Origin of the sequence: Caulobacter sp. Root343 (assembly GCF_001425745.1) — a bacterium.
In the GTDB taxonomy this organism is placed as follows: Bacteria; Pseudomonadota; Alphaproteobacteria; order Caulobacterales; family Caulobacteraceae; genus Caulobacter.
The window spans coordinates 507141-521624 of record NZ_LMDF01000007.1; the positions used below are offsets into that span (position 1 = coordinate 507141).

Here is a 14484-nt window from a genome sequence, read left to right on the forward strand (position 1 = left end):
AGATTCAATCGGCGATGCGCGGGTTGAGGGCGTTCGGAGAACCTTGTTGCGCGGGGGTCACTAAAACCCGGCTCGTTCGGCTCGACGCGAAACCGCGCGGCGTGGCGCCGGGGCAGGAACAACGCTAGAGAAGCGGGATGATCGACGCGGCCGAACGTAAGGAACCGATGGATGAGGGCGTCTCGCTGGGCGGCCTGGAAACCACGGTCGGATTTGTGCTGCGCCTGGCCCAGGTGGCGGTGTTCAAGGATCTGCTGTCGGCCCTGAAACCGTTCGACCTGCGCGTCACCGACTTGTCGGTGCTGCTCGTCATCGAGGCGACGCCCGGCCTGCAGCAACGCGCGATCGGCGACGTGCTGCGCATCCAGCGTCCCAACCTGGTGACGATTATCGATCAGCTGGAGGCCCGCGGGCTGGTGCGGCGCGGTCCGGTTCCGGCGGACCGCCGAGCCTATGCCCTGTCCCTGACCGTCGAAGGCGAAGCGTTGCTACAGCAGGCGAAGCGCGCGCACGCCCAGCACGACCGCAAGGTCCTGGACGCCCTGGGCGACCTCGACAAGGAGCGGATGTTGGCCGCCCTTGAACGGATCGCCGCGCTCTGATCTGGAACGCCCGGCGCGACCGACGAGGGCGTCGGCCGCGCGCGGAACGTCAGTCTTCCGAAGTGGGGCGCGCCGCCAGCCAGAGGCAGATCAGGCCGCCGACGACGATCACCGGCAACAGGGCCAGAAGCACTTGGTTGGACGAGCGTCCCGCGCCGATCAAGGCGGCGGCCAGCAGCGGGCCCGCGGCGGAACCGAGTCGTCCCATGACCACGGCGGCGCCGACGCCCGTGCCGCGCAGTCGGGCGGGATAGAAGCCCGGGGCCAGGCCGTAGACGGCGGACTGTACGCCCGAGACGGTGGCCCCCAGCGCCGCGCCGACCGCGAGATAGACCAGCAGCGACGCCGGCGCGCCGGCTGCGGCAGCCACCGAGGCCGCCGAAGCGCCGAACACGCCCAGGATGGTCAGCGTCCGTCGGCGACGGTTGTCCATCAGCCAGCCCGTGGCGACGCTGCCCGCCGCCCCGGCAAGGTTGAAGGCGATCTGGACCAGGCCGGCGTCGGGCCGGCTCAGGCCTCGGCCGATCAGCAGCGACGGCAGCCAGCTGAGCAGCAAGTACATGATCAGCAGAGCCAGGAAGAAGGCGGTCCACAGCAACAGGGTGGTCAAGGCCCGCCCTTGGCCGGCGGCCGCTTCAAGGAAGCCTGATTTCTGGCCCTCGGTCAGTGTGGTCGAGGCTTTCGGCCAGTTTGGCAGCAGCGGGATGGCGAGCAGCAGAGCCAGCAGCGGCCCTACGCCGCCGACGTAGAAGATCATCCGCCAGTCCGATGGTTCAGCCCCCGCCAAGCTGACCAGGCTGGCGAACGCGCCGCCGCAGGGCAGACCGGCATAGAGGAAGCCGACAGCGCGACCACGCAGTTTGGGCGTGACGCTCTCGGCCACGATGGCGATCAGGTTCGGCAGCGCCCCGCCCAGTCCGACGCCGGTGAGGAAGCGCGCCAGCAGTAGGCTGTTGAGATCCGTAGCCAGGCCCGTGGCGATCGACAGCAGCCCGAACGCCGTCACGGAAACCAGCAGGGTGACCTTGCGGCCAAAGCGGTCGGAAAGCCGTCCGCCCATCGCCGCGCCGGCCATCAGGCCAAAGGTGCTGACGCTGAAGAACCAGCCCAGGTCCTCGGGCTTCAGGCCCAGATTCGGCGCCAGGCGCGGCGCGGCGACGCCTGCGGCCTGCAGATCGAAGCCCTCGAACAGGGCGAGAAGGCAGCAGATGGCGACGGCGATCAGGCCGCCGCGCTGGGGTATTGCGGTGTCGTCGCCGTCGCGCATGATGTCTCCTGGGATTTCCTCGACGTCGAACGTTCTCGTTCGATCTTGTTGATTGGGGTCAGCCGAGCTCGGACATGACCTCCGCGGCCTCGGCGAAAGCGGTGTTGGCCGCCGGAACCCCGGCATAGATGGCGATCTGCATCAGCACCTCCTTGAGCTCGTCCTGAGTGAAGCCGCCCTGTTCGAGGCCGGCGCGGACGTGAAGGCGGAACTCCTCCCAGCGGGCCAAGCTGGCGCAGATGGCCAGCACCAACAGGCGCCGGGTGCGGTGATCCAGCCCCGGGCGACCCCAGATCTCGTTCCAGGCGTAGCGGGTGATCATCGCCTGGTAGTCGGCGGTGAACGGCGTGCGGCCCGCCAGCGACTTGTCGACCCAGGCGTCGCCCAGGACCTTTCGGCGTGTGACGAGGCCGGCTTCGAACAGCGCGTCCTTGGCGTCCTGGATGGCGGTTCCGTGCAGCACCTCGGCCAAGAAACCGCGCACGGCGCCGGCGAAGGCGGCGGGGGCCTCGAGGCTGGGCAGATGGGCGCCCTCGACCACGGCGTGGCGAGCGCCGGCGATAGCGGCGACGATCCGGTCGCCATGACCCTCGAACGGCGTGGCGATGTCCTTGGCGCCGGTGAGCACCAGGGTCGGGGCGGTGATGGCCGGCAAGCGGTCGAGCAGGGCCATGTCGCGGATCGCGGCGCCGCAGCCGCAATAGCCGTCGGGGCTTTGGGCCAGGATGCCGGCGCGGACGGTGTCGATCACGTCGGGACGCCGCGCGCGGAAGTCGTCGGAGAAGAACCGGCCCAACACCGCTTCGACGATCGCGCCCAAACCCTCGGCGCGGATCACCGCCAGACGCTGGTCCCAGGTCGATGGATCCATCGCCGGGGAGGTGCAGGCCAGGATCAGGGCCTCGACACGTTCCGGCGCCCTCGGCGCGAGCGCCATGGCGATCATGGCCCCCAGCGAGGTGCCGCAGATCGAAGCTTTGGCGACGCCCGCCGCGTCCATGACCGCCAGCACGTCGTCGGCCAGCAGATCCAGGCTGTAGTCACCGGCTGGCGCGTCCGAGGCGCCGTGGCCACGGGTGTCCAGGCGCAAGACGCGGAAGTCGGGCGTCAGGTGCGGGACGGCCAGATCGTAGAGGGAAAGGTCCAGGCCGATCGAGTTCAGCAGCACCAGGACCGGCTTGTCGGCCGCGCCGTCGAGTCGCCAGTATATGCGAGCCCTGTGGGAAGTGGCGAAGGGCATCAGCGGTCCTCATTCCGATGTTCAGTCAGGGCGCGGGCGACCAGAGCCTCGGACTCGCCGAGGTCGATCCCCACCCCGGCGGCGACGAGGTTGGCGGCCATGCGGGCGGGGTCGACCTCCAGCCCTTCGACGACCAGCGCCATGGCGCTGAGGGCGCCGTGGGTCAGCTGAAAGAGTTCGGCCAGCACAGGCGCCTCGACCTGCCAACCGCCCAGGCCGCGTTCGTGGTGCTGGAAGGCGAGGGCGGAAAGGACGGTCGCCGCCAGGTGAGGCGCACGTACGGCCGCCGACAGGGCGACCTGGCAGCCGGTGGGATTGCGCTTGTGCGCCATGGCCGAGGAGCCGCCCCGGCCTTCGACGCGCGGCTCGAAGGCTTCGGCCACTTCAGCCTGGGCCAACAGCGCGATGTCGCCGGCGATCTTGCCGACCGCGCCGACCAGGATGGCCAGGCTGGACGCCAGGCCCGCGAGGCCATCGCGCCGCGCGTGCCAGGGCGTGGCGCTCGCGGGCAGGTTCAGCAGCACCGCCATGCGCTCGGCGACGACCTGGCCCTGACCATCCAGCCCCGCCAGTGTTCCGGCCGCTCCGCCTAGTTGCAGCCGGATGGCGGCGGCCTGCTCGGTCTCGAAGCGGGCGAGGGCGGCGTCGACGCCTTGCAGCCAGCCGGCGACCTTCAGGCCGAAGGTGATCGGCAGGGCGGGTTGCAACAGGGTGCGGCCCAGCATCGGCGTGGCCGCGTGACGTTCGGCGAGGATCGCCAGAGCGTCGGCGAGGCGGACGCCTTCAACCCGGATGAGCGCGGCGCCGGCCTTGGCCTGCAGCATCAGCGCGGTGTCCGCCAAGTCCTGGCTGGTCGCGCCCTTGTGCAGCAGCGGCGCGATGTCGGGCGGCAGCCGATCGCGCAGGGCGCTGACCAGCGGAATGGCCAAGGTCCCGGCGTGGGCGGCCTCACGGGCGAGCGTTTCGATGTCCAGCGGTTGCGCGCAGGCGTCCGCGATCGCGTCGGCAGCTGCCGTCTCGATCAGGCCCGCCTCGGCCTGGGCGCGGGCCAGGGCGACTTCAAAGTCCAACGCGGCGCGCAGCAACGCCTCGTCACCGAAGGCCGCCAGCATGGCGGGGGTCGAGGCGGGAAGATCGCGCAGCAGGGACAAACGGAAACCTTTCGATCAGACGTCGAAGAAGACGGTTTCCCGCTCGCCTTGCAAGACGATGTCGAACCGCCAGACGCCGTCGATCTCGCGGGCGACCAAGGTGTCGCGGCGCTCGGCCGGGACCAGGGCCAGGATCGGGTCGCTGGCGTTCTCGGCCGCGTCCTCGAAATAGATCCGCGTGACGAGGCGCTTGATGACGCCCCGGCCAAAGACGCTGACGGCGATGTGCGGCGCCTGCGCGCTGTCGCCGGGTCCTGGGACCGGGCCGGGCCGTACCGTCTTGAAGCGGTAGAGGCCGCTTTCGTTCGTGGCCGCGCGACCGAAGCCGATGAACCCTTCGTCCAGCGGAAGGTTCGAGCGGTCGTCATCGGGGCTGGCGTAGCGGCCCGCCGCGTTGGCCTGCCAGATCTCGATCATGGCGTCCGGCACGGGCTTGCCATCGGCGTCATAGACGACACCCTCAAGCGTGATCGTCTCGCCGGCGACGGCCCCACGCGGCGGCGACAAGTTGAGGACGTAATGCTCTTCCGGAAACAGCTCCGGCCGAGCGCCCATGTCGGACTGTCCCACCAAGTCGGCGCCGCCCTTCCAGGGCAGACCATAGTGGAAGAACGGGCCGACGGTCTGGGATGGCGTCTGGCCGAACAGGGCCGGATCCTGATTGTCCTGGCGCGGGGCCGGGTTGACCAACTCAGTCGTCATGATCGTCCTCGAAAGGCGTGGCCTCGCGGCCGCGCAGCACCACGTCGAACAGATAGCCCAGCGCCCAGTTGGCCTGGCTCGTGCCGATGTCGAAGCGCGAGACCATGCGCTGGCGGAACGGCATGGGCACGGCGTTGGCGATCGGGTCGATCTCGATCAGCGGGTCGTCGGGGAAGTACATCTGGGTGATCAGGCGCGTGGCGAAGGCCGGGCCTAGCAGGGACAGATGGATGTGCGACGGCCGCCAGGCGTTGTGATGGTTGCCCCACGGATAGGCGCCGGGGCGGACGGTCACATAGCGATAGCGGCCCTCGGCGTCGGTGACCACGCGGCCGGCGCCGGTGAAGTTGGGGTCCAGAGGAGCGTCCCACTGGTCCTTCTTGTGGATGTAGCGGCCGGCGGCGTTGGCCTGCCAGATCTCCATGACGGCGTTGGGCACCGGACGGCCTTGCTCGTCCAGAACCCGGCCGGAGACGATGATCCTCTGGCCCTGCGGCATTCCCGCGTGCTGCGCCGTCAGGTCGGCCAGGGCGCCGCCCATCAGGTTCTCCCAACAGCCGGCCGGACCGGTGGTCTCGGTCAGGGTGTGCGGGATCCTGACCAGCGGCTGGCGCGGCGAGCGGGCCACGGTCGAGGCGTAGCCGGGATGCAACGACGGCGGCTGGCTGGCGTCTTCGCGGGCATAGGGCAGGATCAGCGACATGACGATCTCCTAGACGCGCTCGAAGGCAAGGGCCGCGCCTTGGCCGACGCCGATGCAGAGGGTGGCCAGGCCGCGCTTGCCGCCCGTGGCCTCCAGCTGGCGTAGCGCCGTCAGCACCAGCCGCGCGCCTGACGCGCCCAGCGGGTGGCCCAAGGCGATGGCCCCGCCATTCGGATTCACGTGAGCGCCGTCGTCGGGCAGGCCCAGCTGACGCAGCACCGCCAGGCCCTGGGCGGCAAAGGCCTCGTTCAGCTCGACCGTGTCGAAATCGCCGATCGAGAGGCCGGTCTTGGTCAGAAGCTTGCGAACCGCCGGGACGGGGCCGATCCCCATCACGCGCGGCGGCACGCCAGCGGTTGCGTAGCCCGTGATCCGGGCGCGCGGGGTCAGGCCGTGGCGTTTGACGGCCTCTTCCGAGGCGACGATCAGGGCCACCGCGCCGTCGTTGACGCCCGAGGCGTTGCCGGCTGTCACCGTGCCGCCCTCGCGGACGACGGGCTTCAGCTTGGCCAGCGCTTCGAGGGTCGTCTCGCGCGGGTGCTCGTCGCGCTCGACGAGAGTAGGGCCGGCCTTGCCGGGGATCTCGACGGGCGTGATCTCGCCGGCCAGGAAGCCCGAGGCTTGGGCCGCGGCGGCCCGCTGCTGGCTGCGCAGGGCGAAGGCGTCCTGGTCCTCGCGGCTGATCCCGTGATCGGCGGCGACGTTCTCGGCGGTCTCGGGCATCGAGTCGACGCCGTGGGCCCTGCGCATGGCCGGATTGACGAAGCGCCAGCCGATGGTGGTGTCGAAGATCTCGGCGTTGCGCGAGAAGGCGCTGTCGGCCTTGCCCATCACGAACGGCGCGCGGCTCATGCTTTCGACGCCGCCGGCGACCAGGAGGTCGTTCTGGCCCGACAGGACGGCGCGGGCGGCGTAGCCGATCGCCTCCAAACCCGAGGCGCACAGGCGGTTGACGGTGACACCAGGCACCTCGACCGGCCAGCCGGCCAGCAGCAGGGCCATGCGGGCGACGTTGCGGTTGTCCTCGCCGGCCTGGTTGGCGCAGCCCAGGACAACCTCGTCGATCGCCGCCAGGTCCAGACCGGGATTGCGGGCGGCCAAGGCCCTAAGCGGGATCGCCGCCAGGTCATCGGCCCGCACCTTGGCCAGCGCCCCGCCGTAACGGCCGATAGGCGTGCGGATGCCGTCGCAGATATAGGCCGTGGTCATTGGAAGGCTCCCGGATCGAAGGCGGCGCGGGTCTTCGCGCGCACCTCATCCAAACGAACGTTTGGCGCCAGTTCAATGAGTTTCAGGCTCTTGTCCCCCGAGGGGCTCCGTCGCTCCAGGTCGAAGACGCACAGGTCGGTGATCACCAGGTCGACGCAGCCGGCGCCGGTCAGGGGCAGGGCGCAGCGTTCGAGGATCTTGCTTTCGCCGGCTTTGTTGGCGTGGTCCATGACCACGATCACCCGCTTGACGCCAGCGACCAGGTCCATGGCCCCGCCCATGCCCTTCACCATCTTGCCAGGGATGGTCCAGTTGGCGATGTCGCCGTTCTGGGCCACCTCCATCGCCCCCAGCACCGTCAGGTCGATGTGCCCACCGCGGATCATGGCGAAGCTCTGGGCGCTGTCGAAGAAGCTGGAGGTCGGCAGCTTGGTGATGGTTTGCTTGCCGGCGTTGATCAGATCCGGATCGGCCTCGTCCTCATAGGGGAAGGGGCCCATGCCCAGCATGCCGTTCTCGCTCTGCAAGGTGACGTGCACGCCCTCGGGAATGTGGTTGGCCACCAGGGTCGGGATGCCGATTCCCAGGTTGACGTAGAAGCCGTCCTGCAGCTCGCGGGCGGCGCGGGCCGCCATCTCGTCGCGGGTCCAGGCCATCAGACGATCTCCCCTTGGGCTTCACGTGGGCGGGTCGTCAGCTTCTCGATCCGCTTCTCGTTGATCGTCGACTTGATGATGCGGTCGACATAGATGCCCGGCGTATGGATGGCGTTGGCGTCAAGTTTGCCCGCCTCGACGATTTCCTCGACCTCGACGATGGTGACCTTGCCGGCCGTGGCCATCACCGGGTTGAAGTTCCGCGCCGTCATCCGGAACATCAGGTTGCCTTCCGGATCGGCCTTCCAGGCCTTGATGATCGCCAGGTCGGCGCGCAGCCAGGTCTCGCGGACATAGGTTTCACCCTCGAAGGTCTCGACCGGCTTGCCCTCGGCCACCACCGTGCCGACGCCGGTCTTGGTATAGAAGGCAGGGATGCCCGCGCCGCCGGCCCGGATGCGCTCGGCCAGGGTGCCCTGCGGGTTCAGCTCCAGCTCCAGCTCGCCCGACAAGTAGAGCTGTTCGAACAGCTTGTTCTCGCCGACGTACGAACTGATCATCTTCCGGATTTGGCCGTTGTCGAGCAGCATCCACAGGCCGAAGCCGTCGGCCCCGCAGTTGTTGCTGATCACGGTCAGGTTCCTGACGCCGGTGTCCTTCAGGGCCGGGATCAAGGTTTCGGGATTACCCGACAGGCCAAAGCCGCCCGACATCAGGGTCATGCCGTCGAAGGTGACGCCCTCCAGGGCGGCCGCGGCGCTGTCGTAGATCTTGCTTTTCATGATGTCTCCTGGACGCGGCTAGACCAGCGGAAGGCCGACATAGTTCTCGGCCAGCGTCACCTGGGCGGCGCGCGAGTCCTTGATGTAGGCCAGCTCGGCGACCTGCATCTTGCGGTCGAAGCCGTCGCGGTCGGGGAAGCGATGGGTCAGGCTGGTGAACCACCAGGAAAACCGCTCGGCCTTCCAAACCCGAGCCAGGGCGCGGGCGGAGTAGCCGTCGATGCCGGCCGCCGAACCCTCCTGGAAGTATTCGGCGAGGGCCTCGGAGAGCATGATCACGTCGGAGACCGCCAGGTTCATGCCCTTGGCGCCGGTCGGCGGGACGATGTGGGCGGCGTCGCCCGCCAGGAACAGCCGGCCGTGTCGCATCGGCTCGGTGACGAAGCTGCGCAGCGGCGCGATCGACTTCTCGAACGAGGGCGCGCGAACGATGCGCGAAGCGGCGTCGGGGCCCAGGCGGATCGACACCTCATCCCAGAACCGTTCGTCGGGCCAGTCCTCGAGACGATCGTCCAGCGCGCATTGCACATAGTAACGGCTGCGGGTGGGCGAGCGCATCGACGCCAAGGCGAAGCCTCGCTCGTGGTTGGAGTAGATCAGCTCGTGATCGCAGGGCGGGGCATCGGTCAGGATGCCGAGCCAGCCGAACGGATAGATACGCTCGAAGGTCTTGAGCACACCCTCCGGAATCGCGGCGCGGCTGACTCCGTGATAGCCGTCGCAGCCGGCGATGAAGTCGCAGTCGAGCCGATGCTCGACCCCGTCATCGCGCCAGGTGACATAGGGGCGGTCGCTATCGATGTCGTGAGGCTGGACCTCCTCGGCGTCGAAGATGATCTGGACCCCGCGCTGCTCGGCCGCGTCGAACAGGTCCTTCATCACCTCCTGCTGGCCGTAGACCATGACGGTCGAGCCGCCGGTCAGTTCGGCCATGTCGATACGGAAGATTTCGCCGTCGCTGGCCAGATTGGTGCCGCCGTGGACGAGGCCTTCGCGCCGCATTCGTTCGGCGAGGCCGAGGCGCTCCATCAGATCGACGGTAATCCGCTCCAGCACGCCGGCGCGCACGCGGCCCTCGACATAGGCGCGGTCCTTGCGCTCCAGGATGACGGCGTCGACGCCGGCCTGTCTCAGCAAGTGGCCGAGGAACAGTCCGGCCGGGCCCGCGCCGATGATGGCGACTTGGGTTCGCACGATGGAGCTCTCCGCCCTGATGTCGCCTCCCGCGACTTGCGTCAAACCTGATCCTGACGATCAGCAATTAGGATGGACAGAGCATCACAAAAGTTGGACTTTTCGACCCATAGCGCTAGCTCCCGAACCTCGGCGCGGAGGCCCAGAACTTGTCGAAAAACCCCGCAGTTCCGAGCTTCTTTCTATTCGGAGAGCCCTTGAGAACCGTTGAGGGCAAGTTCATCCACCTCGAAGAATTGGACGATCGGACTCGGCCCAATGATTGGAACATCCGCGCCCACGCGCACGCGGACCTCAATCACGTCTTCCACATCACCGCCGGCGGCGGCGTGATGCATGTGGACGGCGAGACGATCGCCTTTGCCGCACCGTGCCTGTTGCTGGTCCCGTCCGGCCGGGTCCACGGCTTCGCCTATGAGGTCGAGACGGCCGGTTCGGTGCTGACGGTCGCCGATAGCTATCTTCGCGACCTGACCATGCGTGAGCCGGCGTTCGCGGACCTGTTCCAGGCGCCGCGCCAGCTGCCGCTGGATCCACAGTCCCGGATCGCGGCCTCGCTGGAGGCCTTGTCACGCGAGCTCGTCTGGACCGCCCCGGCCGGCGGCGCGGCGGTCGAAGCCCATCTGTTGACGGTCCTGGTGGAGGCGCTGCGGCGGCTGGTTCGAGGCGAGGCCGCCAGTCCGGCCGCTCAGGGCGGGCACGTCACCCTGGTCGCCCGGTTCCGCGAGCTGGTCGAGGCGCACTATCGCCAGGGCCTGCCGATGGAGGCCTATGCCCGGCGGCTTGGCGTCACGGTCGCCCGTCTGCGCGCCGCGTGTCTGAGGGCCGCCGGCGCCTCGCCGCTGCGCCTGGTGCAGGACCGGTTGCTGTTGGAGGCCAAGCGCGCCCTTCTGTACTCGAACATGACGATCGCGGAGGTCGCTTATCATTTGGGCTTCGAGGATCCGGCCTACTTCTCACGCTTCTTCGCCAAGGCCGAAGGGGTTTCGCCCAAACGCTATCGCGCCGAGCGGGCGGACCGTTCGCCCACGATAGCGGCGTAACTTGGCGCGCAACCCAAACGTCGGCTTGCGCATATTGTTTGCTTGGCGTACAAAATGTCGAGCGTACAAATAATCAGCGCCACGATGCGCTTCCGCGCCAAGGGAAGGCGCGCCAAGGGAAGGAACGACCATGAGCTCGACCCAGGCCGTCTTCGAGCGTCTCGACCCCGTCACCGGCGCGATCGCCACCACCTCCGCCGCCATGACCCCGGACCAGGCCCGCGCCGCCGTTGACGCGGCGCAAGCCGCTCTGCCTGCCTGGAGCGCGCTGGGGCCGAATGCCCGCCGCGCCTTGCTGTCGAAGGCCGCCGAGGCGCTGGAGGCGCGCGCCGACGCCTTCGTCGCGGCGATGATGGGCGAGATCGGCGCGACCGAGGGCTGGGCGCGTTTCAACCTGATGCTGGCCGCTTCGATGGTCCGCGAGGCCGCGGCCCTGACCACCCAGATCAACGGCGAGGTGATCCCGTCCGACAAGCCCGGCTGCCTGGCCATGGCGGTGCGCGAGCCGGTCGGCGTGATCCTGGGCATCGCGCCCTGGAATGCGCCGATCATCCTGGGCGTCCGCGCGGTGGCCACGCCGCTGGCCTGTGGCAACACCGTGGTGCTGAAGGCCTCCGAGAGCTGCCCGCGCACCCACGAGCTGATCGCCGAGGCCTTCGCCGCGGCGGGCCTGCCGAAGGGCGCGCTGTCGATCGTCACCAATGCTCCGAAGGATGCGGCCGAGGTGGTCGGCGCCCTGATCGACCATCCGGCCGTGCGGCGGATCAATTTCACCGGCTCGACCGCCGTGGGCAAGATCATCGCCAAGCGGGCGGCCGAGCATCTCAAGCCGGTGCTGCTGGAACTGGGTGGCAAGGCGCCGTTGGTCGTACTGGAGGACGCCGACCTCGACGAGGCCGTCAAGGCCGCCGCCTTCGGCGCCTTCATGAACCAGGGCCAGATCTGCATGTCGACCGAGCGCATCATCGTCGTCGACGCCGTGGCCGACGCCTTCGTCGAGAAGTTCGCCGCCAAGGCCTCGAGCCTGACGGTCGGCGATCCGCGCGAAGGCAAGACGCCGCTCGGCGCCGTGGTCGACCTGAAGACGGTCACCCACGTCCAGGGCCTGGTGGCCGACGCCGTCGCCGCCGGGGCCGTGCAGGTCAGCGGCGGCCCGGCCCGGGGCGTGCTGATGCCCGCCACCGTGGTCGACAAGGTCACGCCGGCCATGCGCCTGTTCCGCGAGGAGAGCTTCGGCCCGGTCGTGGGCGTGATCCGCGCGCGCGACGAAGAGCACGCCATCGCCCTGGCCAACGACACCGAATACGGTCTCTCGGCCTCGATCTTCACCCGTGACATCGCGCGGGGCCTGAAGGTCGCGCGGCGGATCCAGTCCGGCATCTGCCACGTCAACGGACCGACCGTGCACGACGAGGCCCAGATGCCGTTCGGCGGCGTCAAGGCCTCGGGCTACGGCCGCTTCGGCGGCAAGGCCGGGATCGACGCCTTCACCGAGCTACGCTGGATCACGGTCGAGACCCAAGCCGGCCACTTCCCGATCTGACATCCCCCGATCTGACATCCCGTGGGGCGCCTCGCGTCGCCCTCTATGATTTCCAAGGACCGAGCATGACCGACGCCAACGACACCGCGACCTTTCGTGTCGAGAACCGCATCGCCTGGGTGAAGTTCAATCGCCCCGACAAGCGTAATTGCATGAGCCCCACCCTGAACCGGCGCATGATGGAGGTGCTGGACGAGCTGGAGTTCCGCGACGACGTCGGCGTCCTGGTCCTGACCGGCGAAGGCTCGGCCTGGTCGGCGGGCATGGACCTGAAAGAATACTTCCGTGAAACGGAAGCGAAGGGCCTGGGCGCGACCCGCCAGGCTCAGCGCGAGTCCTACGGCTGGTGGCGGCGCCTGCGCTGGTACCAGAAGCCGACCATCGCCATGGTCAACGGCTGGTGCTTCGGCGGCGGCTATGGCCCGCTCTATTCCTGCGACCTGGCGATCGCGGCCGACGAGGCCCAGTTCGCCCTGTCGGAGATCAACTGGGGCATCCTGCCGGGCGGCGGCGCCACCAAGGTGGTGGTCGACCTGATGCCGCTGCGCGACGCGATGTACCACGCCATGACCGGCGAGCTGATCGACGGCCAGAAGGCCGCCGCCTGGCGTCTGGTCAACGAGAGCGTGCCGCTGGAGCGCCTGGAGGCGCGGGTGCGTGAGCTCGCCGAGGTGCTGCTGCAGAAGAACCCGGTGGCCCTGAAGGCGACCAAGGACGCTGTCCGGCGGGTCAAGGAAATGACCTACGACAGCGCCGAGGACTATCTGGTCCGGGCTCAGGAGGCGGCCAACTCGTTCGACAACGAGGGGCGTAAGGAGGGCATCAAGCAGTTCATCGACGACAAGACCTATAAGCCGGGACTGGGCGCCTACGATCTCGCCAAGCAGAGCTGAGACGGGCAGGGGAGGAAACGACGGCGGGAGGGACGATCAGATGACTCCGATGGACCATGTCGCCGTCCAGGCGCGTCTCCAGCCGGACCGGGTGGCGGCCGTCGACCTGGCCAGCGGCCGGCGCTGGACCTACGCCGAGCTCGACCTGGCGATCGGGCGGGCGGCGGGCGTGCTGCGGCGGCGCGGGGTCGGCGAGGGCGAGCGTCTGGCGGTGCTGGCCCGCAATCGGGTCCTGCTGGCGGCCCTGCATCTGGCCTGCGCCCGGCTTGGCGCGATGTTCGTGCCTTTGAACTGGCGGCTCAGCGCCGGCGAGATCGCTGCGCTCGTCGAGGACGCCGCGCCAACCCTGATCGTCGGCGACGCCCTTCTGGGCGCGGCCGGGCTGGAAGGTCTCGATCTGGACGTCCTTCAGGCCGAAATCGACGCCGCCGAGCCCGAGCCTTCCACCCGGGGCGACCGCGAACGGCCGTCGCTGATCCTCTACACCTCGGGCACTTCGGGTCGTCCGAAGGGCGCCTTGCTGTCCGAGCGCAACCTGGATCAGACCGCGATCAACTTCGGTCGCCTGGGCAAGGTCACCCACCAGAGCACCTTCCTGGTCGACGCGCCGATGTTCCATATCATCGGCCTGATCACCTCGATCCGCCCGGCCCTGATGCATGGCGGGACGGTGCTGGTGTCCGACGGGTTCGAGCCGAGCCGGACCTTGCGCCGCCTCGGCGATCCGGCGCTGGGCGTCACCCACTATTTCTGTGTGCCGCAGATGGCCGCGATGCTGCGGGGCTTGCCGGATTTCGACGGCGCGGCGCTGGCTCGGCTGACGGCCGTGTTCACCGGCGGCGCGCCGCATCCGGCCGCCGATATCCGCGCCTGGCTGGAGCAGGGCGTGCCCGTGGTCGACGGCTACGGCATGAGCGAGGCCGGCACCGTGTTCGGTATGCCGGCCAACATCGGGTTGATCGACGCGCGAGCCGGCTCGGCGGGCCTGGCCATGCCGGCCGTGGCGACCCGGATCGTCGACGAGCAGGACAACGACTGCCCGCCCGGCGCCGCCGGCGAGTTGCTGCTGAAGGGCGACAACATCTTCCAGGGCTATTGGCGGCGTCCCGAAGAGACGGAACGCGCCTTCACCGCCGATGGCTGGTTTCGGACCGGCGACATCGCCCGCGCCGACGCCGAGGGCTATCACTGGTTGGTCGACCGCAAGAAGGACATGTTCATCTCGGGCGGCGAGAACGTCTATCCGGCCGAGATCGAGGCGGCCCTGGCCGATCATCCGGCCATCGCCGAATGCGCCGTGGTCGGCATGCCCGACCCGCGCTGGGGCGAGATTGGCCATCTGGTCGCGACCTGCCGGGACGGCGCCGTCCTGGATTTGGCTATCATTCTGAATCATCTCGAAAATCGGCTGGCGCGCTATAAGCTGCCCAAGGCTCTCACCCTGGTCGCGGCCCTGCCGCGCACGGGCTCGGGCAAGATCCAGAAGACGATCCTTCGCGAACAGTTGCTCGCCGGGGATCCAAGAACCTGAACGCCAGCGGTCTCTCGGGGAGCGACTG

At 68.8% G+C, this 14484-nt stretch carries 14 protein-coding genes; 5 read left to right on the forward strand and 9 right to left on the reverse strand.

Going from position 1 to position 14484, the window contains the following annotated elements; all coding sequences use genetic code 11:
• The first annotated feature begins 137 nt into the window (after positions 1 to 137).
• Positions 138 to 602: a MarR family winged helix-turn-helix transcriptional regulator gene (locus ASC70_RS15050; protein ID WP_056051396.1), complete on the forward strand. Its 465-nt coding sequence runs from the start codon at positions 138 to 140 to the stop codon at positions 600 to 602.
• 49 nt (positions 603 to 651) lie between these two features.
• Here the strand turns inward: ASC70_RS15050 and mhpT are convergent, their stop codons facing one another.
• From mhpT to pobA, 9 genes are read right to left on the reverse strand one after another with little or no spacing between them, the layout of a single operon-like run.
• Positions 652 to 1869: a 3-(3-hydroxy-phenyl)propionate transporter MhpT gene (mhpT, locus tag ASC70_RS15055; RefSeq protein WP_056051398.1), complete on the reverse strand. Its 1218-nt coding sequence runs from the start codon at positions 1867 to 1869 to the stop codon at positions 652 to 654.
• A gap of 58 nt (positions 1870 to 1927) precedes the next feature.
• A complete protein-coding gene (gene pcaD / locus ASC70_RS15060) occupies positions 1928 to 3109 on the reverse strand; it encodes a 3-oxoadipate enol-lactonase (protein WP_056051399.1) in 1182 nt (393 codons plus the stop codon).
• Complete coding sequence (gene pcaB / locus ASC70_RS15065; RefSeq protein ID WP_235519405.1) at positions 3109 to 4260, reverse strand: 3-carboxy-cis,cis-muconate cycloisomerase; 1152 nt, start codon at positions 4258 to 4260, stop codon at positions 3109 to 3111. Before pcaB ends, pcaD begins: the two co-directional genes overlap by 1 nt.
• A gap of 15 nt (positions 4261 to 4275) precedes the next feature.
• On the reverse strand, positions 4276 to 4962 hold the full coding sequence (pcaG, locus tag ASC70_RS15070) for a protocatechuate 3,4-dioxygenase subunit alpha (RefSeq protein WP_056051401.1): 687 nt from the start codon (positions 4960 to 4962) through the stop codon (positions 4276 to 4278).
• On the reverse strand, positions 4952 to 5665 hold the full coding sequence (gene pcaH, locus ASC70_RS15075) for a protocatechuate 3,4-dioxygenase subunit beta (protein ID WP_056051405.1): 714 nt from the start codon (positions 5663 to 5665) through the stop codon (positions 4952 to 4954). Before pcaH ends, pcaG begins: the two co-directional genes overlap by 11 nt.
• A gap of 9 nt (positions 5666 to 5674) precedes the next feature.
• Positions 5675 to 6874 (reverse strand): 3-oxoadipyl-CoA thiolase, encoded by a 1200-nt coding sequence (pcaF, locus tag ASC70_RS15080; RefSeq protein ID WP_056051408.1) that lies wholly within the window; start codon positions 6872 to 6874, stop codon positions 5675 to 5677.
• Positions 6871 to 7530, reverse strand: coding sequence for a CoA transferase subunit B (locus ASC70_RS15085; RefSeq protein WP_056051409.1), 660 nt, complete (start codon positions 7528 to 7530; stop codon positions 6871 to 6873). The genes pcaF and ASC70_RS15085 overlap by 4 nt, the downstream gene beginning before the upstream one ends.
• Positions 7530 to 8252, reverse strand: coding sequence for a CoA transferase subunit A (locus tag ASC70_RS15090; protein WP_056051412.1), 723 nt, complete (start codon positions 8250 to 8252; stop codon positions 7530 to 7532). Before ASC70_RS15090 ends, ASC70_RS15085 begins: the two co-directional genes overlap by 1 nt.
• 18 nt (positions 8253 to 8270) lie before the next feature.
• Positions 8271 to 9446 carry a 4-hydroxybenzoate 3-monooxygenase gene (gene pobA / locus ASC70_RS15095; protein ID WP_056051414.1) on the reverse strand — a complete coding sequence of 392 codons (1176 nt, stop codon included), beginning with the start codon at positions 9444 to 9446 and terminating at the stop codon, positions 8271 to 8273.
• A gap of 149 nt (positions 9447 to 9595) precedes the next feature.
• Between pobA and ASC70_RS15100 the strand changes: the two genes are divergently transcribed.
• The 4 genes from ASC70_RS15100 (at position 9596) to ASC70_RS15115 (ending at position 14456) form a co-directional block, all read left to right on the forward strand.
• A complete protein-coding gene (locus ASC70_RS15100; RefSeq protein ID WP_162247228.1) occupies positions 9596 to 10489 on the forward strand; it encodes a helix-turn-helix domain-containing protein in 894 nt (297 codons plus the stop codon).
• A gap of 130 nt (positions 10490 to 10619) precedes the next feature.
• Positions 10620 to 12032: an aldehyde dehydrogenase gene (locus ASC70_RS15105; protein WP_056051418.1), complete on the forward strand. Its 1413-nt coding sequence runs from the start codon at positions 10620 to 10622 to the stop codon at positions 12030 to 12032.
• 65 nt (positions 12033 to 12097) lie between these two features.
• The gene (locus tag ASC70_RS15110) at positions 12098 to 12925 is read left to right on the forward strand and encodes a p-hydroxycinnamoyl CoA hydratase/lyase (protein ID WP_047405602.1); all 828 of its coding nucleotides are present in this window, start codon (positions 12098 to 12100) and stop codon (positions 12923 to 12925) included.
• Between the two features lie 40 nt (positions 12926 to 12965).
• Positions 12966 to 14456 (forward strand): AMP-binding protein, encoded by a 1491-nt coding sequence (locus ASC70_RS15115; RefSeq protein ID WP_056051421.1) that lies wholly within the window; start codon positions 12966 to 12968, stop codon positions 14454 to 14456.
• The last annotated feature ends 28 nt before the right edge of the window (positions 14457 to 14484 follow it).